The sequence below is a fragment of the Arthrobacter sp. P1_B9 genome (assembly GCF_056406495.1).
Genome location: NZ_JBFUAA010000018.1, coordinates 1 through 25,379, shown reverse-complemented (window position 1 = coordinate 25,379; position 25,379 = coordinate 1). Strand labels below are relative to the sequence as shown.

Genomic DNA, 25,379 nt, shown 5'->3' with positions numbered 1-25,379 from the left:
CCGTGGGAAATCCAGAAACGCCTTGGCCTGGCGTGGCGCGGGGGTGGCCGGCCATGACGGACGTGTTCATGCCGCTGACGGATGCAGGGTGGGGCCCCGGCATGACCGCTGTTACCGATTACGGCAACAGCGGGAGGGCTACTCATGATGAGCTCCGTGACGAAGTCGAAAACCGATTCCTGCCGCCCATGAGCGTGGAAGAATGCCACGCCGTTTTCCACCGCTGGCTCGGTGCGGGGTACGACACGGACGCACTGGACGCCGTTCTCGCCGCTGCAGCCGTGGAACGGCTCGACGGCGACCCCGTGTGGTTGCTTATCATCTCCGGATCGGGCAATGCGAAGACTGAGACTGTCGGCGCACTCGCCGGAATGGGAGCGCACGTTGTCTCCACTATCGCCAGCCAGGGCGCGTTGTTGTCCGCAACTTCAAAACGGGAACAGACCAAGGACGCAACCGGCGGGCTCCTTCGCAAGATTGGTGACCGCGGCATCATCGTTATCAAGGACGTCACAAGCATCCTGAGTATGTCCGGCGACCAGCGCGCCGAGGTGCTCGGAGCTCTCCGGGAAGTCTATGACGGCCAGTGGTCCCGGAACGTTGGAACGGACGGCGGACAGACTCTTGAATGGACCGGGCGACTCGTCACAATCGGGGCCGTGACGACCGCATGGGACAAGGCGCACACCGTCATATCGGCTATGGGGGACAGGTTTGTGCTCATCCGCATGGATTCAAGCCAAGGCCGTCAAGCAGCAGGCCGCCAGGCAATCGGCAACACTGGGCACGAGACCGCCATGCGCAAGGATTTGGCAACTGCCGTAGCCCGCGTCTTGGCCGGGGTGCAGAGCTATGGTGTCGCCGTAACCCAGGAAGAGACCGACATCCTCCTGAACGCCGCCGACGTGGTAACCATGGCTAGGACGGCAGTGGAACGCGACTACCGTGGCGACGTCATCGACGCCCACGCACCGGAGATGCCAACACGGTTCGCGAAGCAGCTTACGCAGATTGTCCGCGGTGCCGTCGCCATCGGCATTGACCGGACGGCGGCACTGCGGTTGGCAATCCGGTGTGCCAGGGACAGCATGCCGCCCCCGCGGCTGCGAATCATCGATGATGTGGCGGCCAACCCTGACAGCCCCACCAAGGATGTCCGCAAGCGTCTTGGCCTGCCAAGGGCAACCGTGGACCGCGAGCTGCAAGCGCTCAACATGCTTGGAGTGCTGACGGTGGACGAACGCGACGCTGCGAACCCGGTCAACGGCAGAGAAACATCGCTCTGGCATTACTCCCTAGCCAACGGAATAAACCCGGACGCGCTGAATCCCTCCCTTGCGGTGCCAGAATTTGCAGTACGCCCAGAGCTAGTAGCTGACACGGTGCCAGAAATTGCAGTACTTACCCAACCCCTAGGTAGGGGCACTGAATTACTGCACACCCTTGGTGCAGAAACTGGCACCGATACCAGACCGGATCAACCCGACAGTGCCGGGCGACGCTGCCCGAAGCACGGGACGCCTACTTTCAAGGGCATGTGCGGGCGCTGCGAGGTGGGCATGTGATGGGCGACAGGCCGGAGCGTCTTAAGGACGCCCAAGGCCATGAATGGCTGATTACCGGCTACTGGTGCGAGGTGTGCGGAATGCCGCTGCACAGCACCCTTCGAAGCGGCGGCGTGCATCCATGTTGCGACGATCAACGACACCGCGGGTCCGCGACGAAGGTGCACCGTGACCCATACAAGAGATCTTCGGGGTCAACGTCATGACGCCAGGGGGAACGGAACGGGGTATTTGCCAAGGCTGAGGAGGGTGCCGGGGAGGGGGCGTCCAAATCGCTGGAGCTCCAGCCATGGAACCCCTTTGCCGGCAGTAGTTCAAATCCCCCCGAAAATTTTTGCCCACGCAACCGAGCTTGGCCATTGTAAGGAGAAGAAACTTATGGACAGACAGCAGGACGCTCTTGAACGGACCATCGCTGCCGGGGCCGGTGTTCTCACTGACAAGCACGCGGCATTACTGGCCTTGTGTCGGGAGCTCGCAGAGCAGATGGATGGCGACCCCTCGGAGTCCCCGCCATCAACCCGACTGATTGCCGCTTACCTTTCAGCGCTGAAAGATCTTGGGCGGGCACTTAATTCTAAAGAGGAGAAGCGGACGGGTGGGAAGCTATCTGAGCTCCGGAGCATACGGACCGGTGTATCCACCGGAGCGACACGGACCCGGAAAAGCTCAAGCACGGAGGGGTCATGAGCACCGATACGGACAAAATTAGCGAGCATAGCTGTGATTGCTGCGCGCTGGTGCTGGCCGAACTTGAGGCCCTCCGACACGAAGTGGGGCAGCTCATCGGGCATATTGTGATCGGGAGCATTGGCAGTTAGCACGTGGGTGGGGTGTCGTCTCTCCTATCAGCCTGCTGAGGAAGAGTTTTCCGACAACCAAACCTAACAATCCCCGGTGCATCAAATAACGGAAGACGAGCCCCACAGTATATAAACGTCAGGGTGCACCGTAACAACGCCGGAGGAAGAAACAATTGCCGAACTATGCCGAGACCGTCTCAACTATCGCCCTCCTAGTGTCTTTGAGCACCCTCGGCTGGACAATGTCACGGGCGGTGAGGGACCAGCCGAGAGTCATGGTCCGGGGCGACTGGCTCTTTGCCTCCCAAGGATTCCCCATGACTCGAAGCAACTCAGCCTGGGAACTCACCGTGCAGGCCACGAACGATGGCGACAAGCCTGTCACATTGACCTATGTCGGTTGGTTGTTGATGCTTCCCAAGGGCGATGTGCTTGTATCGTGCCGTCCCTCTCATGTAGGTGGCCGTCCTGGCGAGGAGGCAGAAATGTCGTTCCCTCCCACGGAACCCGACGAGGACTGGGCATTTCCGTTAAGGCTAGAGGCGCACGATACCCGCACATGGACGATTCGTATTCCGATGGACGCCGCAAGGTGGGAGGGGGTCGCCGCCGTGCCTCTCGTAAGGTTTGCCAAGCGTCGAGGGCTCTTCGATAAGTCGAACCATGACCTACACTACAAACAGGTTGTGGGTGAATGGCAGACTCTCAACAGCGACTTGCAGTGATCTACGCTTCCCTTCCGCCACGACGCTGGTAACCGTCCAGCGTGTACTCGCTCGTAATGCAAGTTCGTTCTGCCCGGCTGCGCGGGCCTCCGGACCTTCTTCGCTGTTCGGTTAGGCTGAGGAGACGCGTAGGGTCTTTAGTCCGTCCCAAGATGGTCATAAGCCGCTAACGTGGATTTGTGAAACTAGAAGTGGCAACCCGCGAACCGAAACGCAAGACAGCCCGTGCCAGGAAGCTTTTTCAAGAAGCAGAAGCTGAGCTTGATGCGTGGTCCTCAGCGAACCCAATCGTCGCCCGGCTCGCACCGCACGATAGCCGAATGCGGATCGACATTGTAGTAGAGGCGGGCGCAGAGCCACCCCTGGATGCCATTGCTCTGACAGTTGGTGATGCGGTCCACAATCTTAGATCCGCTTTGGACAACTTGGCATGGACGCTGGCTCACCTTCCGGGCCCCCCAAAAAACCCAAAGAGCATTTACTTTCCGGTTTGTGAAAAGCTCAGCGCATGGGACAAAGCCACCAAGGATTTGGCATCAATCCCCACGCCAATTTTGGAAAGAGTTAAGACACTTCAGCCTTTCACCTTTCCCAAGAAGGAAGAGTGCTTTCTTTGGCAACTTCACAAATTGGACATCGCTGACAAGCACCGGTCGTACTTGTCGGCTCTGGCACAGTGGCAGGGGTCTGACATAGAAGGCCTAGCGCTAGATGTCGACGTCGATACCACCGTCCGGACGCTAGCGACGAATCCCCGGCTAAGCACGATGAGGAACCAAGTAATCGGTTCGATTGAGCTTTCAAAGCCGTATCACGATCAGACTCTGATCGGGGCAACGGTAGGTGTGGATACCCTCTTCGTGGTTACTTACGAAAAAGGCGGACCAGCCTTCTCCGTAGGCGACATGGCCAAGTCCTTCCCAGCAATCGTAGATGGCATGATTGACTTGGTTTGCCTAGGGGAAGTAGGACCGGACCAGATCACGGAAGAGAGACACTACATCGGTCCTTAGCCGGTCTTTGGCCGCATCGATGACCACGGCCAGGCCACACACAGAACTAGCTGACGTAAATTTGTCCTTCGTCTCTGGGGTGCTGCGAAATTCAGGAGAACGACGTTGCCGTTAATGTGTTGAAAGCGGTCAGATCTTTACTCGCCCGAATTTAGGTCGCTCATCGCAGTTCCTGCAACAGCCGCGACGGCGGACTGCGAACCAACGCGGCTACACTTCGGCTATGAGGATGGCAATGGCATGAGCCACGATGAAGAACTGCGCTGGGTGCGACGCCGCGAGGGGACGCATCGCGCTGGCTCCAGGGAGACCCCCGGCTATGACCGCGACCTCCTTCGCGAAAACGGCACTGAAAACCTCCTAGGACCGACCGAATCACGTCCAGCAAATATTGACGAGATTATTCGATCGCACACCTCCGCCATGCCGCCGCGCCCAACAGTAGCCCAGCAGATCGCCGGCCAAGTCGTTAGCAATATCATGGACGCGCTCAGGCCACATATCATGCACGGTGTCGACATTGCGGTCGACACCAAGCTCGGCGTTCCCAAAGTGGTGGAATGGGCCAAGAGAAAGGCGGAGCAACGAAGGATCGAGGTTCGCAACCCGAGCCCATCTGCCAGTGCCCGGCTAGACGCGGTGCCCGCAAAGGCAACTTCCGATATCGACGATGAAACCGGCACTCTCGAAGTACAAATGCCCAGCGTTACCGCCGACCAGTACCAGGCGGCCCTCCACTCGGCTCTTGAGGCCGAGCAGTACGCAGCTCAGATGAGGCAGGTGCTCGCTCAAGTAACAGTTCGTGAGAGTGCGGAGAGTGCGACACAGACGGCCTTGGAGGAACCGGCTTCCTCGATCGACGAGGCGACACTCAGGCGTGCAGTGGAGCGGTTGGACAGCAATCGCTCGGTCGATGGCGAGTTCATGCTTATCAGGAACCAGGAACCAGGACGCTGACACGCCGCCACGGACGGTCGACGGGCAGTTGTCATAGCCCCCAAACTGGGGACTCCAGTGGTCGACGCGCCGACCTCGACTACACCCTGAAATGCGAAGAGCCATTTATGCTCCATTGCCGCTAGTCTGCCTTTGGTATTAGTCGCAAGGAATAGAGGGGAAGCGTGCCATATAATCGCACCGAAGAACAATGGGAACAGCTCATCGACGCAGCCATGGCAAACCTGACGGCCGTCGCGGAACAACGAAGCCAGAAATCCTACTCGAAGCTCAGTGCAGAGCTTGCCGACGAAACAGGCCAACCTGCATTTAACTTCCGCAACCCGGGCGATTTGGAAGGAATGAGCCGCCTGCTGGCAGATGTCGGGGTACGAGGCCTAATTGCGCACCCAGATTTCCTCATCACTTCGTTGGTAACCGGGAAGCATAGCGGCGAGCCTGGCCTCGGTTTTTGCAGTCTTGGCGAGAGCGCGGGGCTACTCCAACCCGGCGGCAACAAGGAACAACTCTGGGTTGAGCAGACAAATGCGGCGCATGCCTATTATCCGCCCAAACGCAACGTGAGGTGATCCGCCAGAGCCAGGCGGATCAAACATCAAGCGTCAGCGCCCCGGGAGGAGTATTCCACGGAGCCCGAGACGAATCCGAAAGAACTGTCATGACCTTGTTTACCGCCGCTGGACTCCGTGAAGCTGGATTTGTCGTTCCGACTGCGTTTAGGGACATAGAACGGACTGACGTCTTCTCTTACCGCGGCGCTCCTGACATCCAAGGCGTCTACATCGTGCTGCACGAACCCGCACCACAACCAGATTTCCGAGCCCCCGATCACCCCAGACACCAAAAGGTGACGGCAACAGCCTGCTTGGCTGAGAGATGGGTTCCCGAAGCTTCCGTCCTCTACATAGGCAAAGCCCCACTTCGCGCTCCTAATAAGCGTGGCAAGCGTGCTGGCCTGTGGCAGCGCATCAAAGAGTATCGGGGTTTCGTTTACAGATCCCGAACCAATCACCAGGGTGGGGAGGACCTGCGACGACTGCCGGACCGAGACTCTTTTATGGTCACTTGGAAACATGTGCCGAACCCCTCCGCAACTGAGTGGGATCTCATTCTTGAATTTTCGAGGGTCTACGGTCGAAGGCCGTTCGGCAATCGGGATGATGGCGATGGCCCGCTGGTCGGGGCGAAGTCCTGTTAGGACGTGTCTCCCAATTCGTGGGTGAGACGCGCGGCACGGTCTCGGTGTGGGTTCGTCGCGCTTCTGGTCGTTGACGGATGCGCAGTGGGAGCGGATTGGTGCCCCTCGTTGTCCATTGTCGGCTCGTGAACTGTGGGCAGGAAGCCGCTTCTTCGGAGCTGTGAGGGTAGTCGGGTGCGCGCGGTAGCCGCGGGGCGATGTCGGTGTGGATCGGAAAGCGGCCCGGATTCTCAGCATGGACCGGATACACTTGCACACGGCTTGCGAAACTTGGTTTAACTCTGACAGAGGGGTGGCGATGCCGGAGTCCTGGCTGTCCGCTGAAGAGATCGCTGAACATCTAGGCGTGATCAAGGACACGGTCTATTCCTGGATTGCTACCAAGGGCATGCCCGCCCACAAGGTTGGTCGTCTCTGGAAGTTCCAAATCAGTGAAGTTGATGAGTGGGTGCGCAGTGGCGGTGCGGCCGAACAATAACCGACTTCGTCGGACAAGGGGGAATGACGGACGTGCGGATCATCGACAACGTTAATGAACTTCTGGGTGATGACCTTAAGACAGAGATAGTCAGGGGTTCGAGGTTGCGCATCGCGGCGTCCTCTTTCTCAATCTTCGCGTTTGAGGCGCTACGCAAAGAGCTGGAGCACCTCGAGGAGTTGCAGTTCATCTTTACCTCGCCCTCTTTCGTAACCGCCAGAGCAACTGACCGGCTCCCGAAGGAACAGCGCGAGTTTTTCATCCCCCAGGGCCTGAACGGCGAGTCGACGTTATACGGGTCTGAGTTTGAGATTCGGCTGCGCAATAAGATGACTCAGCGAGCGATCGCGCGCGAGTGCGCTGAGTGGGTGCGGCGCAAAGTGCGGTTCCGGTCGAACAAGACGGCTGCACCGATGCAGCAGTTCGCCATGGTTGACGATAAGGCGGCGTACCTGCCGCTTCAAGGTTTCACCTCAGCGGATCTTGGCTATGAACGCGGCAATGCCGTGTCCAACATGATCACCAAGCTCGACGACGCACCGATGACGTCGCAGTACGTACAGCTCTTCGACGAGATCTGGAACAACTCAGCGCAGCTTGAAGACGTGACCGAGGCCGTGCACGACCACATCGCGTCTGTCTATGCAGAAAACTCGCCGGCGCGCATCTACTTCCTGATCCTGTTCAATGTATTTGCTGAATTCCTCGACGACATTAGCGAGGACGTGCTGCCCAATGACCTGACCGGGTACCAGGACAGCGCGATCTGGAAGAGCCTATACAACTTCCAGCGAGACGCCGCGACGGGCCTGATCAACAAATTGGAGACCTATAACGGATGCATCCTCGCTGACAGTGTGGGCCTGGGCAAGACGTTCACGGCGCTCGCGGTCATCAAGTACTACGAGTTGCGCAACAAGTCCGTGCTCGTGCTCGCGCCGAAGAAGCTGGCTGAGAACTGGACGAACTACAACGCGAACCTTACGACGAACATCTTCGCGTCCGACCGCTTCAACTACGACGTGCTCGCCCACACTGACCTTTCCCGCACTAGAGGTGAGTCTCTGGGCATCCCCCTAGACCGTGTTAACTGGGGCAACTACGACCTCGTCGTGATTGACGAGTCACACAACTTCCGTAACGCTGACTTCACCACCGAAAAGGAGACCCGCTATGGGCGACTCATGCGGCAGGTCATCCAGCAGGGTGTGAAGACCAAAGTGCTCATGCTGTCGGCGACACCCGTGAACAACCACTTCACCGACCTTCGAAACCAGCTCGCGCTGGCCTACGAAGGCGACTCACWGAACTTGTCAGCCAAACTCAACATTTCAACGACCGTCGAGGAAGTATTCCGGCAAACTCAGCGGGTGTTCAACGAGTGGTCAAAGCTCCCAGCCGAGCAGCGCACTACGGACGCGATCCTCTCCAGGCTGGACTTCGACTTCTTCGAACTGCTCGACGCCGTGACCATCGCCCGCTCCCGCAAACAAATTCAAGCGTTCTACGACACGTCCGACATCGGACCATTCCCCAAACGGTTACCCCCAGAGTCCGTACGGTCACCGCTGACCGACCTATCCGGAGTGCCCTCGTTCAACGAAATGTTCGAGCAGCTGTCGTCACTAACGCTCGCGGTCTATGCACCGCTGACCTACGTGTTCCCGAGCAGACTACAAAAATACGAGCTGCTCTACGACCCGGCAACAAGCGGAAGCATGGCGAACCTCGGACACGCGAACCGTGAGCGCGGCATCCAAAAGCTCATGACGGTTAACCTGCTCAAACGCCTCGAGAGTTCCGTCGAAGCGTTCCGCATCACCCTCAGCAAGCTCGGCGGCACAGTCGACCAAGGACTCGCTGCGATCGACAATCACGTCGGCTCGGTGGCCGATCTCGCGGCGGCCATCGGCGACCTCGAAGTCGACGACGACGACTTTGAGTTCCCCTCCAGCGGCACCGTCGGCACAAAAGTACAAATCGACCTCGCCGACATGGACATCGAATCCTGGCGGCGCGACCTCGCCCACGACGCAGCCGTGATCGCCGAACTGTTGGCAGGGGTCAGCGTCGTCACTCCGCAGCACGACCTGAAACTCCAGGCACTAAAGCAACGCATCCACAGCAAGATCGCCTCACCAATCAACGCCGGCAACCGCAAGGTGCTCATCTTCTCAGCGTTCGCCGACACTGCCGCATACCTCTACCGCGAACTAGCCCCGCAACTCGCACAGCAGGGCCTGCATACGGCAGTCGTGACAGGGCAGGGAACCCCCCGTACCACGCTCGGCAAGGGCATCGCCTTCCAGCAAGTGCTCACCCTGTTCTCCCCAAGATCGAAGTCCCGCCACCTCGCCATGCCGAGCGAGCAGCGAGACATCGACATACTGATCGGCACCGACTGCATCAGCGAGGGGCAAAACCTCCAGGACTGCGACTACCTGGTCAACTACGACATCCACTGGAACCCGGTACGGATCATCCAGCGGTTCGGCCGCATCGACCGCATCGGCTCCATCAACACGCAGATCCAACTCGTAAACTTCTGGCCGGACATCTCCTTGGACGAGTACATCAACCTTAAGGAGCGCGTCGAGAACCGCATGGTCATCGCGGACCTCGCCGCGACCGCCGACGACAACGTCCTCACCCAGAAGTCGAGCGACATCGCGTTCCGAAAGGAACAGCTTCGCAAGCTTCAGGAGGAGGTCATCGAGTTGGAGGACGTACGCACCKGCGTGTCCATCACTGACCTTGGTCTTAATGAATTCCGCATGGACCTCCTTAGCTATGTCAAGGAGTACGGGGACCTCTCCGCAGCCCCTAACGGTCTGCACGCCGTTGTCCCCGCACGGCCAGATATTGGCCTGCGGCCTGGCGTCCTCTTCGCACTCCGCAATGTCAACGCCGATGAGACAATCAACCGCGGGAACCGCTTGCACCCGCACTACCTCGTCTACCTAGACAACGACGGCAACGTGATCGCCGACCACACCGAGGTGAAGCACATGCTCGACCTCATCCGCACAGGATCCCGAGGGTATGACGAACCTGTCGCAGACGTTTGCCGAATCTTCAACGCCGCCACCCTTGAAGGCTCTGACATGAGCCGCTACTCCGACCTGCTCACGACCGCGATCCGCTCAATGATCGACGTGACCGAGGAACGTGACCTCGACAGCTTGTTCACAGGCGGCCACACGACCGCGCTAACCCAGACCATCAGCGGGCTCGATGACTTCGAGCTGATCGCGTTCCTCGCCATCGTGGATCCCGCCTCGGTGGTGGCAGGATGAGCGCGGCACTCTACCGATGGCCAACGGCTGCTAATTTCGGTCGCGTCGTGCCCAAAACCAAGTTCTACGAGCGTTCCACCATCTCGGCTACAGTGCGTGAGAAATTCGTCTCCGAAGTCCAGCGCATCACTTGGGCTTACAAGCTCGCCGACGAGACCATCCACCTCCGCGGTGACGAGTTCGTGCCCGAGATTCAGATCTTCACCATCGAGGTCAAGGACGATGATGTCAGCGAAGATGTGCTCAGCGCCATTGACCGGGCCGTGCCGTTCCCGATCATTTTCGAGATCAGCCGCACTACCGGCATTACGCGAATGGTGGCGTCGCACAAGCAGCTCATCGGTACCACCCCGCGGCTCAGCGCCTACTTCACCACCGAATGGCATGCGGCCGGCGCGCCGCGTATTCCCTTGCCCCCAGCAATCGATCTTCCAGGGCTGTACGCCGCACTTCTGACGCCAATCCTGCCCACTGCGATTCGTCCTGGAGAGGACGTGTCGGCGGCAACCGGCAGGATGTACCAGGCAAATAAGCTAGAACGCGACATCGCGACCTTGGAAAAGAAGCTCCGAAACGAACCGCAGCTCAACCGCAAGGTGGAACTGCGACGCCAGCTCTTATCTCGAACCGCCGAGCTGGCCCTGCTAATTGACACTGCAACTCCAATGACCGAGGACACCCCGTGGACAAACTGCTGATGCACTCACCCGACCTGACTGAGCGGAATATCGACAAGATTGCCGAACTGTTTCCTACGGTCATGACCGAGGGGCGTGACGATGACGGAAACGCCACCAAGATGATCGATTTCGACCTGCTTCGACAGGAGCTTTCCGCGCACGTCATTGAAGGTCCGCAGGAGCGCTATCAGCTCGACTGGCCAGGAAAGCGTGAAGCCCTGTTCGCCGCAAACGCGCCAATTGCAAAGACGCTCCGCCCGGTGCGCGAGGACTCGGTGGACTTCGACACCACGCAAAACCTCTTCATCGAGGGCGATAACCTCCACGCACTCAAACTCCTCCAAGAGTCCTACCTCGGACAAGTAAAGCTCATCTACATCGACCCGCCCTACAACACAGGATCGGACCTCGTCTACCGGGATAACTTCTCGGAAGGCAAGGACGCGTACGAGGCAAAGTCTGGCCAGGTCGACGAAGCTGGATATCGGCTCGTTGCCAACATGGAGTCCAACGGGCGATTCCACTCTGACTGGCTCACGATGGTCTACCCGCGCCTGAAGCTGGCAAGTAGGCTCCTGACCGATGACGGGGTGATCCTCATCAGCATCGACGACGCCGAGCAAGCGTCGCTGCGGCGAATGGCGGACGAGATCTTCGGCGAGCGGAACTTCGTTGCGCAGCTCGTCTGGGAGAAAGGCCGGAAGAACGATGCAAAGTTTTTCTCTGTCGGCCACGAGTACGTGCTCGTTTACGCGAAATCAAAGGCGCTGCTGCGGGAAAGAGGGACATCGTGGCGTGAAGAAAAGCCGGGTGCGCGGGAGATATGGGATGAGTACATTCGTCTTCGGGAGATTCACAAAGAAGACGACGCGGCGATCGAACGAGACCTAACGCGGTGGTTCGCGGACCTCCCTAAGTCGGAGCCCGCGAAGAAGTGGTCGCGATATCGACGTATCGACTCCGCCGGCCCGTGGAGAGACCGCGACATCTCATGGCCCGGTGGAGATGGCGAGAGATACGATGTCATCCACCCCGTAACTGGCCAACCTTGCAAGGTGCCCGAGCGTGGCTGGATCTACAGCGACCCCGCAGAGATGCAGCGACATATCGACCTAGGACTCGTTGTATTTCGTGAAGACCATACCGAGCCCCCATTCCGAAAGGCTCATCTAAGGCCGGTTACTGGAGAAGCGGATACGGAATCAGAGGAAAACGAAGCAGACGAAGTGGACTTGGCTAACCAGGTTCGTGGGAGTTATTTCTACAAGCAGTCACAAGTCGCTGTTCGTCATCTGCGCGACCTGATGGGCGGGAAGGTATTCAATAATCCTAAGGATCACGCGGAGCTTTCCCGCCTCTTCGAGTACGTTCTTGATGGATCAGAGGGGATCGTCATGGACTTCTTTGCTGGCTCGGGTACAACTGGGGAGGCGGTATTTGACCTGTGTGCTCGCACCGGTCAAAACTGCCCCGTAGTTCTTGTTCAGCTTCCTGAGCGTCTGGAAGACAATCTCGCCACGGCGACGGGCGCAGCCAAGACGACGATCTCGAATGCGATTAAGTACCTGCAGAAGCGCGGAAAGCCAACCGTCATATCAGAACTTACAAAGATTCGTCTAGAACTCTCCGGAGAACGTGTGCTAGCGGGGAAGTCCAGTCCGGCGTGGAATCGGGATGTGGGCTTCCGCGTACTCAAAGTCGACTCAACTAACCTCGCTGACGTGCTTCGCACGCCCGACGTGCTCGGACAAGATGAGCTTGACCTTTTTGCTGACAGCGTGAAGCCCGACCGGACGGGTGAAGACTTGCTGTTCCAAGTGCTGGTCGACTGGGGGCTGGAACTGACGATGCCCATCGCCATCGAGCAGATCGAAGACGTCGACGTATTCATCGTCGAAAACGGCACGTTGATCGCCTGCTTCAACTCTGAGGTGAGCCCCGTCATCGTAAGGGAAATCGCGCGTCGCCAGCCGCTGCGTGCTGTGTTCCGAGACTCGGGATTCGCGACCGACGCGGACCGCATCAACGCCGAACAGGTATTTGCCGAGGTCTCCCCGACGACGGACGTAAAGGCGATTTGAGCGATGAAATTTCGGTTCAAGGTTCAGCAGTATCAGACCGATGCCGTGGAAGCGGTGGTCGACTGCTTCGCCGGTCAGCCTCGCGACCATGGGGTGACCTATCGGATCGACCCCGGTCGTATCACAAAGTCTGCTCAGCCCGTGTTGGCAATTTCCGAGACGCCGGACTCCGGCCTGCGTAACGCCGAGATCGCGCTAAGCCCTGGACAGTTGCTGGAGAACATCCAGGCTGTGCAGCGCAGCCGCAACCTACCACTTTCGAAGGCGCTCGTGCCGAGCAAAGCCGCGGCGACACCGAACACGCTCAACCTGGACGTTGAGATGGAGACGGGAACGGGCAAGACGTACGTCTACATTAAGTCCATCATGGAGCTGAATAAGCGCTACGGTTGGAGCAAATTCATCGTCGTGGTGCCGAGTGTGGCGATCCGCGAAGGCGTCAAGAAATCGTTTGATATCACAGCCGAGCATTTCCAGCAGACCTACGGCACCAAGCCGCGGTCGTTCATCTACGACTCCTCCCGCCTCCATGAGTTGAAGACGTTCTCGTCAGACGCCGGCGTGCAAGTGATGATCATTAACATCCAAGCCTTCAACTCCAGCGGCAAGGACAACCGTCGGATCTATGGAACGCCAAAGATGAACTCCCGCGGCGTGGTTGAGATGGTAGGCCTCGATGACTTCAACTCGCGCAAGCCGATAGACGTCATCGCGGCGAATCGACCCATCGTCATCATTGACGAGCCGCAGAAGATCGGCGCACCAAAGTCGTTGGAGTCGCTGTCCAACTTTGCTCCACTCATGGTGCTGCGCTACTCAGCGACCCACAAGGTGGAACATAACAAAGTACACCGATTGGACGCGCTCGATGCCTACAACCAGAGGCTCGTGAAAAAGATCGCCGTGCGCGGCATCACAGTCAAGGGTCTGGCCGGAAGCACAGCCTACCTGTACCTAGATGCGATCGAGATTGCAAAGGGCGCGAAGCCGCGTGCTCGGGTGGAGCTGGAGGTGCAGACCAAGAGCGGCATCAAGCGGTTGGTCAAGCGCATCGACCGCGGAACCCGACTCCATGACATCTCGGGTGGGATCGAATCCTACAAGAACCTCGTTGTCACAGAAATAGACGCTAACCGGGACGTCATCGAACTCAGTAACGGCAGCATCGTGGCGGTCGGGCAGATCACCGCCGACGTGACCGAAGAGGCCAAACGCCGCATCCAAATCCGTGAGGTAATTCGCACTCACTTGGACAAGGAGCGCGAGCTCTTCGCCCAAGGCATCAAGGTGCTCTCGCTGTTCTTCATCGACGAAGTGGCCAAGTACCGCGACTACGATCGTGAAGACACGCTCGGTGACTATGCGCGAGTCTTCGAGGAGGAGTACCGGGCGCTTGTCGCCGACGAGTTGAGCCAGTTGGACTTCGACACCGAAGCAGTGGCATACAGGCACCATCTGGAGTCGGTCAATGTAGAGAAAACGCATCAGGGATACTTCTCGATTGATCAGAAGACCAAGCGGCTAGTGGACCCGAGCGTGGCAAAACGGGGCGACGATGTGGGCCAGTCCGTCGATGTCAGCGCCTACGACCTAATTCTTAAGGACAAGGAGCGGCTACTGTCGTTCGCCGAGCCAGTGCGGTTTATCTTCAGCCATTCGGCCCTGCGCGAAGGCTGGGACAACCCCAACGTATTTGTCATGGGAATGCTCAAGAAAAGCGACAATACCGTGTCCCGTCGCCAGGAAATCGGTCGCGGTCTGCGGCTTGCAGTCGACCAAAATGGCGAGCGGATGGACAACCCTGCCACCGTGCACGACATCAACGAGCTGACCGTCGTCACCGACGAGTCCTACACCGACTTCGTGACGGGCCTTCAGAAGGAGATCAGCGAATCGCTGGTTTCCCGTCCGCGGAAGGCCAGCGTCAAATACTTCTCAGGTAAGACGTTTACTACTGAATCGGGCGAGAGCATCCTCGAGGAACATCTGGCGAACGCACTGTACAAGTACCTGGTCAAGAACGACTACGTTAACGACGATGACACCATCTCCGAGGCTTACAGGAGCGCCCGCGCCACCGGTACCCTCGCTGAGCCGAGTTCCGACGTGCTGAAATCGGTTGTCGACTACCTCTTGCCAATCGTCGATGCGCTTTTCGTGGGCGTTCCACTGCCTGATGACGGCCGAAAGCCCAAGCGCATCCCGCTAAACGAAGAGAACTTCGCAAAGAAGGAGTTCAAGGAACTCTGGGGTCGGATCAATCACAAGGCTGTCTATCAGGTCGAGTTCGACTCGGCCGAGCTGATCAAGAAGTGTGTAGTGGCTCTCGACGCCCACTTGAACGTCACAGCGATGCAGTACGTCGTCCAAGCCGGCGAGCAGCGGGCTGCACTTGACGCTGACGCTTTGGCGACCGGGGCGGGATTCTCTGTTGGCTCGACAAGTACACGTACAGAGACCGTCTCGGCGGACTCACAGGTCAGGTACGACCTACTCGGGGAGATCGCAGACAAGACTCAGCTCACCCGCCGGACGGCCAGTGCAGTCCTGGCCAAGGTAAGGCCGACGACGTTCGCCAAATACCGGCAGAACCCAGAGCACTTCATTGCCGAGGCCGCCCGCCTGATCAACGAGCAGAAAGCAACTGTGATCATCGAGCACCTGACGTACGACACCCTTGCCGAGCGGCACGACACCGCGATCTTCACCGCCAACCAGACGAAGCAGGACTTCGCCAAGGCGGGGGAGAAGCTGACAAAGCACATCTACGACTACGTCGTCACCGACTCCAAAGGCGAACGCGCCTTCGTCACGGAATTGGACACCAGCAAAGAGGTTGTCGTCTACGCCAAGCTCCCACGCGGCTTCTTCATACCGACTCCGGTTGGCGACTATAACCCCGACTGGGCGATTGCCTTCCAGGAAGCCGCAGTCAAGCACGTCTACTTCGTCGCAGAGACGAAAGGCTCGCTATCCTCGATGCAGCTTCGTGGAGTTGAGGAGGCCAAGATCGAATGCGCCCGAAAGTTCTTCGCCGAGCTGAACCACCAGCATGCTGACGCGGTGACTTACGACGTTGTGACCGACTACAGCCAGCTCATGCAGCTGGTTGGGGATGGCGGCCCAAAAGAGTTGAAGGACCGAGGTTATGAGCTCACGCATTGACGACCCTTTGAAAGGCCACGGATAGCCGTACGTTTCCAGGCGTGGAACAGGACTTCAAATGAGCGCACCATTAAGCTGTCGGTAATAAAGATGTAGCAACGGGTGTAGCAACGCATCAGGATTTGTGGATGGTCGTGGGTGTCCGCCATCGGCCTAGCTTCCCGAATCTAGCTCTTTCATGGACGTTGGCGGACACCGGTGAATGCCTTACCGATACCTGGGGGTCAAGGGGTCGCAGGTTCAAATCCTGTCAGCCCGACCAACAGCTGAAACCCCGCCATTCCTGATGAAGGAATGGCGGGGTTTTCTGTTTCCCGGACACATCCGCTCCGTGGTGTTCCCAGGAAGGTCCGCGGTGATCCGCTATTTCAGGAAGCGGGACGTCCGGCGGTCGGCCAGGATCTTTCCTTTGGTCTGGCACGTCGGGCAGTACTGCAGGGCGGAATCGGCAAAGGAAACCTCCCGGACCGTGTCCCCGCACACCGGACACGGTTCGCCGGTCCGGCCGTGGACCCGCATGTGGCTCCGCTTGGTGTCCTTGAGTTCGTTGGGCGGCTTGCCCTTGGCCTCCGCCACCGCCGTTCCCAGAATGGTGTGGATGGCGTCGTAGAGGCGCTGAACGTCCGTCCGGTCCAGCGACCTGGCGATCGCGAACGGCGAAGTCCTGGCGGCATGCAGGATCTCGTCACTGTACGCGTTCCCAATCCCGGCGATGATGCCCTGGCTCCTCAGGACGCCCTTGATCTGCTGGGAACTGGAGCCGAGAATCCCGGCCAGGGCATCCACGTCGAAGTCCGGACTGAACGGATCCGGTCCGAGCGCCGCGATGCCGGGCACGTCGTGCGGATCACGGACCACATAGACCGCCAGGCTCTTCTTCGTGCCCGCCTCGGTCAGGTCCATGCCCACCGGGCCGGAATCGCCCGAGAACGTCAGCCGCAGCGCGATGTGGCCCTTCCCCATTTTCAGCTGGGCGTCGGTGGGGGAGTCCGTGAAGCGGACCCAGCCGGCCCGGGCGAGGTGGAAGACAAAATGCAGCCCGTCCGCTTCCAGGCTGACAAACTTGCCGAACCTTTGCACGCCGCTGACGGCCTTGCCCTGGAGGTCGGAGTAGGGAGGGGCTGCCGTCTTGAGCACGGCGAAGGAGACCGGCTGGATTTTCCGCACCATTGCTCCGCGCAGGTGCTCGTCCAGAAAGTCCGTCAGGGCCGCAACTTCAGGAAGCTCAGGCACGGCCTAGCCCTCACGTGTCCGGACGGTCCCGGCGCCCCGGTTGTTCACATTCCCGCCCTTCAGCGGAGCATGTTCTGCCATGGCACCATCTTCGCAGATGCCTCCCCGGCCCCTGCCCGATGTGCCTATACTTTCAGCGGCGGCTAGAACAAACGACTGCCGCCGCCAGGTGATTGACCCGATGAAAGGCCCGTCATGAGCATCATTCCCGAAGACCTGTCCTACACCGCAGAACACGAATGGGTTTCGGCCCCCAACGCCGACGGGGTTGTGCGCGTGGGCATCACTGATTTTGCCCAGGACGCCCTCGGGGATGTCGTCTACGCCCAGATGCCCGAGGTCGGGACCACCATCAAGGCCAACGACGTCGTCGGCGAGGTCGAATCCACCAAGAGCGTCAGTGACATTTACGCCCCGGTGACGGGCGAGGTAGTCGCCAGGAACGAGTCGCTGGACACCGATTCCGCCCTTATCAACTCCGATCCGTACGGTGAAGGCTGGCTGATCGAAATCAAGCTCGCGGAAGCCGACGCGGTCGAGTCCTTGCTCAGTGCATCCGAGTATGAACAGCAGGTAGGCTAAAGGCAGAGGTCATTCGGGCCGGGGCCGCCGGCGCGTGTTGTTGGGATAACAAAACAAGGCCGCGCCCAGCCGAAGGGCCTCATTACCGGGACTGCAAGGCTTTTCCGGACGGCATGCGTTGTTTGCAGGGGGGACACCTGCAACGAATGAGGAGGACTCAATGTTTGGGCACGAACGGAACGACACCGGTGACGGTTACGGCACGGGTGGAGTGAAGGCTTCGGAGACCACGTCGATCAACCTCACTCCGGTGCGCGACGAACCCAATTTCACGCCGAAGCTTTCGACTGAGGAACGGGCAGCGGTTGAGGCCCTTCCCTTCGGATCGGCCCTGCTCGTCGCGCACAGCGGCCCCAACGCCGGTGCGCGGTTCCTGCTGGACTCCGACGTCACCACGGCGGGCCGCCACCCGGACGCCGACATCTTCCTCGACGACGTCACTGTTTCGCGCAGGCACGTCGAATTCCGCCGTACTGCGCGCAGCTTTGAGGTTGTGGACACCGGGAGCCTGAACGGCACCTACGTCAACCACGACCGCGTGGACTCGGTGGAACTGAAGTCCGGCAACGAGGTCCAGATCGGCAAATTCCGCCTCACCTTCTACCTCAGCCCTGCCCGCGCAGCAGGCAACGTCTGATTCCGGGGTAGTTGCCTGTGGCCACGGCACATGCGGATCGGCGCGGACCCCAGGTTCTGAACATCGGGGAAGTCCTGGCTCAACTGAGCGACGACTTCCCCAGCATGACTGCGTCAAAAATCCGGTTCCTTGAAGAAAAGGGACTCATCAACCCGCAGCGGACACCTGCCGGCTACCGTCAGTACTCCGAGAACGACGTCGAACGGCTGCGCTTCGTCCTCTCACTCCAGCGTGACCAGTACCTGCCGCTGAAGGTCATCAAGGACTACCTGGATGCGATCGACCGGGGCGAACGGCCGGAGAACCTGCCGGCAGGCGTCACGTTGTCCCCGCGGATTGTCTCCGAGGAGCTCGCCTCCGAGCTGCAGAGCCGGGCACGCAGGCTCAGCGAGGAGCAGCTGCGCGCCGAATCCGGGGCGAGCGTCCCGCTGCTGGAATCGCTCCTGAGCTACGGCCTGATCGGGCACGTCAACGGCAAATTCGACGAACACGCGCTGCAGGTCGCGCGGGCCTGCGTCCAGCTGGAGAGCCATGGCCTGGAACCCCGCCACCTGCGGCCCTTCCAGGCGGCTGCCGACCGCGAATTCGGGCTCGTGGAGCGTGCTGTGGCCACCCTGACCTCCCGCAAGGACGCAGCCTCCCACGCCCGCGCCGCCGAGGCGGCCCGGGAAATCAGCGACCTCTGCCTGTCCTTGCACCAGGCGCTGGTCCACGACCGCATCTCAAGGATGGACATCTGATGATTGAGGTGGAGATTGTCGGCGTGCGGATCGAGTTGCCGTCCAACCAGCCGCTTGTCCTGCTCAAGGAAATCCATGGTGAGCGCCACGTGCCCATCTGGATCGGGACCCCGGAGGCCAGCGCCATCGCCCTGGCCCAGCAGGGGGTCATCCCGCCCCGGCCGATGACCCACGACCTCCTGGTGGACGTTGTCGAGGCCCTGGGCCACACGATCGTCAGCGTCAACATCGTGGCGGTGGAGGACAACATCTTCTACGGGCAGCTGCAGTTCGAGAACGGCACCACCGTGAGCTCCCGGGCCTCCGATGGGTTGGCCGTTGCCCTGCGCGCCAAGTGCCGGATCTGGTGCGCCGACGCCGTCATGGACGAGGCCGGCGTCCGGATCACCGAACACGACGAGGGCGAGGACACGCACCCCGGACCCGCCGTGGACGAGGAAGTCGAACTGCGGCGCTTCCGCGAGTTCCTCGACGACGTCGAACCCGAAGACTTCGGCGGCTGAGCCGGCCCAGGCAACCGGCGCCAGGGAACCTGCCGCGATTGCGGGCGTGCCTGTGACTGCTGGTGTTTCTGATACGTGCGTGACAGCTGTGGCGGCACCAAACGTTAAAGTCGAGGATGAAACTTTCGACACGCCCTTGGAATAGCCCCAACGTCTTTGACCTTGGGCCCCGGCAGGCCTAACGTCGAAGGTACAAGTTCCCATTGCATACGGTAGCCGCGCAAGTCACACTGGAAGGTGCAGTCCGGCTGAATTACACGGATGAAATATTCATCCGGTGTCATGCAGCTGTTCACATCTATTGCTGCCGATGCAACAAACCCAGGGGAACCCACGACAAGGAGGGTCCACGTGAGTCCGAAAGGCGAAGCAGGCGAGCTGAAGCAGGCCTCAACGGCCGGCGTTGCTGTGCCCGCCAGCGGTGCCCAAGGCCTGCTGTTCACCGAGGATCTCCCCGTTCTGGACGAGGACGCGGGCTACCGCGGACCCACCGCCTGCAAGGCGGCCGGCATTACCTACCGCCAACTCGATTATTGGGCGCGCACCGGACTCGTTGAGCCCGCCGTCCGCGGTGCGGCCGGCTCCGGCTCGCAGCGGCTCTACGGCTTCCGCGACATTCTGGTTCTCAAGGTGGTCAAACGGCTCCTGGACACGGGCGTCTCCCTGCAACAGATCCGCACCGCCGTGGAACACCTGCGGGAGCGCGGCGTCGAGGACCTCGCCCAAATCACGCTCATGAGCGACGGCGCCAGCGTCTACGAGTGCACATCGGCAGATGAAGTCATCGATCTCGTCCAGGGCGGCCAGGGGGTGTTCGGCATCGCCGTCGGCCGCGTATGGCGCGAAGTTGAAGGAAGCCTCGCAGCTCTTCCCAGCGAACACGCCGCGGACCAGTCCTTTCCCGACGACGAGCTGAGCAAACGCCGGGCGGCCCGCAAGATCGGCTAGCGCCCGCAGCTGCAGACGTGACTGAGCACAGCAACGACTGAGCACAGAAACTGAGTACAACAAGATGAGGCCGCCTCCCGGACAGGGAAGGCGGCCTCATTTCTGTTGGGCTGTGTACGGCAGTCCGGGGCTACCGAAGGCTGCGGTCTCGGACAGCGCCGGCCGGGGCCACGCCGCCCTGGTTCAGCAGGTTCTGCAGCAGGGCATCGAAGAGCCCGGCCGCATTCTTGGCCGAGTCGCCGGGCCAGTGGTGGATGGAGTGGGCGGCGCCCTGGATCTGCTGCCAGTTGGCCTGCTCCGGGATATGCGGGCTCAACAGCAGTTGGCCGAACATGGATTCCATCTCCGAGAGCCGGAACGTGTGCTCGGCCGAACTGCTGCGCACCCGGTTGGCCACGATGCCGGCAGGGGACAGCTTGGGGGCGAATTCCTGCCGGAAGAGCTGGATGGCGCGCATGGTGCGTTCCGTGCCGGCCACCGAGAAAAGCCCGGGCTCGGCTACCAGGGTCACCTTGTCGCTTGCGGACCACGCCATCCGGGTCAGGCCGTTCAGTGACGGGGGGCAATCGACCAGGACGAGTTCGTAGTTCGTGGCGCCGGCCAGGACCGTGGAAAGCCGGCGAAGGTCGCGGCGGCCCAGGTCGGGGCGGTCGTAGATGCCGGTATAGGCAGAGCCGACGGCCACGTCCAGGACGGAGGTTGCCGCGCCGGACTGAATCCTGCCGTTGGCACTGCCGCTGGCGTTGCTGCGGCCGTTGATCCGGGCGTGTTCCACCCAGCCGCTGGGGACCACGTTGTCCGCCAGATGTGCCCGCCGCGGCGACCTCAGCATCCTGCCGATATCGAGCTGATCGTCCGGACTCACGCCCAGGGCCGTGCTGGCGTCAGCATGCGGATCAAGGTCGACGACGAGGGTGGGGATGCCGGCGGCCAATGCCGCCGACGCCAGTCCGGTGGTCACGGATGTCTTGCCGACACCGCCTTTGAGGCTGCTGATGCTCACTACTTGCACTTGAAAAACCAATACCTAACGCCGGTTGCCGAGACGGGGTCGTGCCGGCTCCTGCGTTCTTCGGAGCCGGGGCGTGCATGCGCCACCCACCCACTCATCATATGTTGATGCTCCGGCGAAACCCGTTTCATCCGGCGTGGGGCGCCAGAACCTCGCCAATCGGACGGACGGGGAAAGCTCCAAGGCCAAGGCCCTGCCCATCGCGGCGTCCGTGACGGATAATGCTGTGACAGTCGCCACAATGATTTGTGTTTGCCCGCACAGGTCCTAGACACTGTGAGCACTTACCGATACGCCCGCGATGAAGCAGGAGAAGTATGTTTTCTAAGATTCTGGTGGCCAACCGCGGCGAAATCGCGATTCGCGCCTTCCGCGCGAGCTACGAGCTGGGTGCCAAGACTGTCGCTGTGTTTCCCCATGAGGACCGCAACTCCATTCACCGCCAGAAGGCCGATGAGGCGTATCTGATCGGCGAGGAGGGACATCCGGTCCGGGCCTACCTGGACGTTGATGAGGTGGTGCGCGTCGCCAAGGAGTCCGGGGCGGACGCCATTTACCCCGGTTACGGTTTCCTCTCCGAGAACCCGCGCCTGGCGCGGGCCGCGAAGGAGGCCGGCATCACCTTCGTCGGCCCGCCGGCCGAGGTTCTGGAACTCGCCGGTAATAAGGTTGCCGCCCTCGAGGCCGCGCGCAAGGCCGGCGTCCCGGTCCTCAAGTCCAGCCAGCCGTCGAAGGACCTGGACGAACTGATCGCCGCCGCGGATGAAATCGGCTTCCCCATTTTTGCCAAGGCCGTCGCCGGCGGCGGCGGGCGCGGCATGCGCCGCGTGGACACCCGCGAGGCGCTCCCGGAGGCCCTGCAGGCCGCCATGCGCGAAGCCGACGCCGCGTTCGGCGACCCCACCATGTTCCTGGAGCAGGCCGTCCTGCGCCCGCGCCACATCGAGGTCCAGATCCTGGCCGACGCGGAGGGCAACGTGATGCACCTCTTCGAGCGTGACTGTTCCATCCAACGCCGCCACCAGAAGGTCATCGAGATCGCCCCGGCGCCGAACCTGGACGAAGGCATCCGGCAGGCGCTGTACCGCGACGCCGTGAAGTTCGCGAAAGCGCTGAACTACGTCAACGCCGGTACCGTCGAATTCCTTGTCGACACGGTGGGTGAGCGGGCTGGCCAGCACGTATTCATCGAAATGAACCCCCGGATCCAGGTCGAGCACACGGTGACCGAGGAAGTCACCGACGTCGACCTCGTCCAGGCGCAGCTGCGCATCGCCGCCGGTGAGAGCCTCGCGGACCTGGGCCTGTCCCAGGAGAGCGTCCAGCTCAAGGGCGCCGCCCTGCAGTGCCGCATCACCACGGAGGACCCGGCCAACGGCTTCCGGCCCGACGTCGGCAAGATCACCGGCTACCGCTCGGCCGGCGGCGCAGGCGTCCGGCTTGACGGCGGCACCGTCTACTCGGGCGCGGAGATCAGCCCGCACTTCGACTCCATGCTGGTCAAGCTGACCTGCCGCGGCCGCAACTACCCGGCCGCCGTCGCCCGGGCCCGCCGCGCCCTCGCCGAGTTCCGCATCCGCGGCGTGTCCACCAACATCTCCTTCCTGCAGGCCGTCCTGGACGATCCCGACTTCGTCGCCGGGGATGTGGCTACCTCGTTCATTGACGAACGGCCCCAGCTGCTGAAGGCACGGGTCTCGGCCGACCGCGGCACCAAGTTGCTGACCTGGCTTGCCGACGTCACGGTCAACAAGCCCAACGGCGAACTCAAGGTCCACACGGACCCGGCGGACAAGCTTCCGGCCCTGGATGACGCCGCGGCCCGGCCAGGGTCCCGCCAGCGTCTTCAGGAACTCGGCCCGGAAGGGTTTGCCCGTGCCCTGCGCGCGCAGGACGCCGTGGCCGTCACGGACACCACGTTCCGCGACGCGCACCAGTCCCTGCTCGCCACCCGGGTGCGCACCCGGGACCTCGTGGCGGCCGGTCCCGCAGAATCCAAGCTGCTCCCCGAGCTGCTCTCGGTCGAGGCCTGGGGCGGGGCGACCTACGACGTCGCCCTGCGCTTCCTCGGCGAAGACCCCTGGGACCGGCTTGCCGCCCTGCGCAAGGCCATGCCGAACCTGTGCCTGCAGATGCTGCTCCGCGGCCGCAACACCGTCGGCTACACGCCCTACCCGGAAGAGGTCACGGTGGCGTTCGTCAACGAGGCCGCCGCCACGGGCATCGACATTTTCCGGATCTTCGACGCCCTCAACGACGTCAACCAGATGGCCCCGGCCATCCGGGCCGTCCGTGAGACCGGTACCGCCGTCGCCGAGGTTGCCCTCTGCTACACCGCGGACATGCTGGACCCGGAGGAAACGCTCTACACCCTGGATTACTACCTGGAGCTGGCGCAGAAAATCGTCGACGCCGGGGCGCACATCCTGGCGATCAAGGACATGGCCGGACTGCTGCGTCCGGCTGCCGCGGCGCGCCTGGTCTCGGCGCTCCGGGAGCGGTTCGACCTCCCCGTCCATCTGCACACCCACGACACCGCCGGCGGCCAGCTGGCCACGCTCCTCGCGGCCGTGGATGCCGGCGTGGACGCTGTGGACGTGGCCTCGGCCTCCCTGGCCGGAACCACCAGCCAGCCCTCGGCATCGGCCCTCGTCGCCGCGCTGGCCCACACGCCGCGCGACACCGGCCTCAGCCTGGCGAACGTCTGCGCCCTCGAGCCTTACTGGGAGGCCGTCCGCCGGGTCTACGCGCCGTTCGAGTCCGGACTGCCGGGGCCCACGGGCCGGGTCTACCAGCACGAAATTCCGGGCGGCCAGCTCTCCAACCTGCGCCAGCAGGCGATGGCGCTGGGCCTGGGCGAGCGTTTCGAGGCGATCGAGGACATGTACACCGCGGCGGACCGGATCCTCGGCCGGCTGGTCAAGGTGACCCCGTCGTCCAAGGTGGTGGGCGACCTCGCCCTGCATCTGGTGGGCCTCAACGCCGACCCGGAAGACTTCAACGAGAACCCGCAAAAATACGACGTCCCGGATTCCGTGATCGGCTTCCTTTCCGGCGAGCTCGGTGACCCGCCCGGCGGCTGGCCCGAGCCCTTCCGGACCAAGGCGCTGCAGGGCCGCACTGTCAAGGTCCGCGACGTCGAGATCAGCGCCGAGGACAGCGCCGCGCTCAACGGCGATTCCAAGACCCGGCGGGGCACGCTCAACCGCCTGCTCTTCGCAGGTCCCACCAAGGACTACCAGAAGAGCGTGGAGGCCTACGGCAACCTTTCGGTGCTGGACACGCGGGACTACCTCTTCGGGCTGCAGCGCGGCGCGGAGCACGAGATCGAGCTCGAGAAGGGCGTCCGGCTGATCGCCTCGCTCGAGGCCGTCTCCGAGCCGGACGAGAAGGGCATGCGCACGGTCATGTGCACGCTCAACGGCCAGTCCCGGCCCGTGGTGGTCCGCGACCGTTCAGTGGTGAGCAACGTCAAGGCCGCCGAACGCGCCGACACCTCCCAGCCGGGCCAGGTCGCCTCGCCGTTCGCCGGTGCCGTCACGCTGACCGTCAAGGCCGGGGACACCGTCAAGGCCGGCGACACCGTGGCCACGATCGAGGCCATGAAGATGGAGGCGTCCATCACGACGCCGGTGGCCGGCACCGTCGCGCGGCTCGCCGTCGCCGGGATCGAACAGGTCCAGGGCGGGGATCTGCTGCTCGTCGTCGAATAGCGGCAGCGCGGCAACACCGTAGCCCATCAACACAGAAGGGTCCTTCCGGC

General features: G+C 61.4%; 19 protein-coding genes. 17 read left to right on the top strand and 2 right to left on the bottom strand.

Going from position 1 to position 25,379, the window contains the following annotated elements; translation table 11 throughout:
• The first annotated feature begins 53 nt into the window (after positions 1 to 53).
• From AC1D1A_RS19100 to AC1D1A_RS19050, 11 genes are all read left to right on the top strand, one after another.
• Positions 54 to 1,565 carry a hypothetical protein gene (locus AC1D1A_RS19100; RefSeq protein WP_476948458.1) on the top strand — a complete coding sequence of 504 codons (1,512 nt, stop codon included), beginning with the start codon at positions 54 to 56 and terminating at the stop codon, positions 1,563 to 1,565.
• Positions 1,566 to 2,251: 686 nt separating this feature from the next.
• Complete coding sequence (locus AC1D1A_RS19095; RefSeq protein WP_476948457.1) at positions 2,252 to 2,386, top strand: hypothetical protein; 135 nt, start codon at positions 2,252 to 2,254, stop codon at positions 2,384 to 2,386.
• A 299-nt stretch (positions 2,387 to 2,685) separates the two neighbouring features.
• Positions 2,686 to 3,093: a hypothetical protein gene (locus tag AC1D1A_RS19090; RefSeq protein ID WP_476948456.1), complete on the top strand. Its 408-nt coding sequence runs from the start codon at positions 2,686 to 2,688 to the stop codon at positions 3,091 to 3,093.
• A gap of 179 nt (positions 3,094 to 3,272) precedes the next feature.
• Positions 3,273 to 4,106 (top strand): hypothetical protein, encoded by an 834-nt coding sequence (locus AC1D1A_RS19085; RefSeq protein WP_476948455.1) that lies wholly within the window; start codon positions 3,273 to 3,275, stop codon positions 4,104 to 4,106.
• Positions 4,107 to 4,346: 240 nt separating this feature from the next.
• On the top strand, positions 4,347 to 5,063 hold the full coding sequence (locus tag AC1D1A_RS19080) for a hypothetical protein (protein WP_476948454.1): 717 nt from the start codon (positions 4,347 to 4,349) through the stop codon (positions 5,061 to 5,063).
• Between the two features lie 164 nt (positions 5,064 to 5,227).
• The gene (locus AC1D1A_RS19075) at positions 5,228 to 5,632 is read left to right on the top strand and encodes a hypothetical protein (protein ID WP_476948453.1); all 405 of its coding nucleotides are present in this window, start codon (positions 5,228 to 5,230) and stop codon (positions 5,630 to 5,632) included.
• Positions 5,633 to 6,559: 927 nt separating this feature from the next.
• Positions 6,560 to 6,739 carry a helix-turn-helix domain-containing protein gene (locus AC1D1A_RS19070; RefSeq protein WP_476948452.1) on the top strand — a complete coding sequence of 60 codons (180 nt, stop codon included), beginning with the start codon at positions 6,560 to 6,562 and terminating at the stop codon, positions 6,737 to 6,739.
• 32 nt (positions 6,740 to 6,771) lie between these two features.
• Positions 6,772 to 10,035 (top strand): helicase-related protein, encoded by a 3,264-nt coding sequence (locus AC1D1A_RS19065; protein WP_476948451.1) that lies wholly within the window; start codon positions 6,772 to 6,774, stop codon positions 10,033 to 10,035.
• The gene (locus AC1D1A_RS19060) at positions 10,032 to 10,733 is read left to right on the top strand and encodes a DUF4391 domain-containing protein (protein ID WP_476948450.1); all 702 of its coding nucleotides are present in this window, start codon (positions 10,032 to 10,034) and stop codon (positions 10,731 to 10,733) included. Before AC1D1A_RS19065 ends, AC1D1A_RS19060 begins: the two co-directional genes overlap by 4 nt.
• Positions 10,718 to 12,796 (top strand): site-specific DNA-methyltransferase, encoded by a 2,079-nt coding sequence (locus AC1D1A_RS19055; protein WP_476948449.1) that lies wholly within the window; start codon positions 10,718 to 10,720, stop codon positions 12,794 to 12,796. The genes AC1D1A_RS19060 and AC1D1A_RS19055 overlap by 16 nt, the downstream gene beginning before the upstream one ends.
• A gap of 3 nt (positions 12,797 to 12,799) precedes the next feature.
• Positions 12,800 to 15,961 (top strand): type III restriction-modification system endonuclease, encoded by a 3,162-nt coding sequence (locus AC1D1A_RS19050; protein WP_476948448.1) that lies wholly within the window; start codon positions 12,800 to 12,802, stop codon positions 15,959 to 15,961.
• A gap of 363 nt (positions 15,962 to 16,324) precedes the next feature.
• On the opposite strand, the gene AC1D1A_RS19045 is transcribed toward AC1D1A_RS19050, so the two are convergent.
• Positions 16,325 to 17,194 carry an Fpg/Nei family DNA glycosylase gene (locus AC1D1A_RS19045; RefSeq protein ID WP_476948447.1) on the bottom strand — a complete coding sequence of 290 codons (870 nt, stop codon included), beginning with the start codon at positions 17,192 to 17,194 and terminating at the stop codon, positions 16,325 to 16,327.
• Positions 17,195 to 17,389: 195 nt separating this feature from the next.
• Between AC1D1A_RS19045 and gcvH the strand changes: the two genes are divergently transcribed.
• The 5 genes from gcvH (at position 17,390) to AC1D1A_RS19020 (ending at position 20,604) form a co-directional block, all read left to right on the top strand.
• Positions 17,390 to 17,776, top strand: coding sequence for a glycine cleavage system protein GcvH (gene gcvH / locus AC1D1A_RS19040; protein ID WP_079553886.1), 387 nt, complete (start codon positions 17,390 to 17,392; stop codon positions 17,774 to 17,776).
• Between the two features lie 160 nt (positions 17,777 to 17,936).
• Entirely contained in the window at positions 17,937 to 18,413 is a 477-nt protein-coding gene (locus AC1D1A_RS19035; RefSeq protein ID WP_028275906.1) for an FHA domain-containing protein, read from the top strand.
• Between the two features lie 17 nt (positions 18,414 to 18,430).
• Positions 18,431 to 19,153, top strand: coding sequence for a transcriptional regulator FtsR (ftsR, locus tag AC1D1A_RS19030; RefSeq protein ID WP_026266235.1), 723 nt, complete (start codon positions 18,431 to 18,433; stop codon positions 19,151 to 19,153).
• Complete coding sequence (locus AC1D1A_RS19025) at positions 19,153 to 19,656, top strand: bifunctional nuclease family protein (protein ID WP_230009361.1); 504 nt, start codon at positions 19,153 to 19,155, stop codon at positions 19,654 to 19,656. Before ftsR ends, AC1D1A_RS19025 begins: the two co-directional genes overlap by 1 nt.
• Positions 19,657 to 20,007: 351 nt before the next feature.
• Positions 20,008 to 20,604: a MerR family transcriptional regulator gene (locus AC1D1A_RS19020; protein WP_028275903.1), complete on the top strand. Its 597-nt coding sequence runs from the start codon at positions 20,008 to 20,010 to the stop codon at positions 20,602 to 20,604.
• A gap of 130 nt (positions 20,605 to 20,734) precedes the next feature.
• Here the strand turns inward: AC1D1A_RS19020 and AC1D1A_RS19015 are convergent, their stop codons facing one another.
• Positions 20,735 to 21,616, bottom strand: coding sequence for a ParA family protein (locus AC1D1A_RS19015; protein ID WP_476948446.1), 882 nt, complete (start codon positions 21,614 to 21,616; stop codon positions 20,735 to 20,737).
• Positions 21,617 to 21,933: 317 nt separating this feature from the next.
• Between AC1D1A_RS19015 and AC1D1A_RS19010 the strand changes: the two genes are divergently transcribed.
• A complete protein-coding gene (locus AC1D1A_RS19010; RefSeq protein ID WP_476870563.1) occupies positions 21,934 to 25,329 on the top strand; it encodes a pyruvate carboxylase in 3,396 nt (1,131 codons plus the stop codon).
• The last annotated feature ends 50 nt before the right edge of the window (positions 25,330 to 25,379 follow it).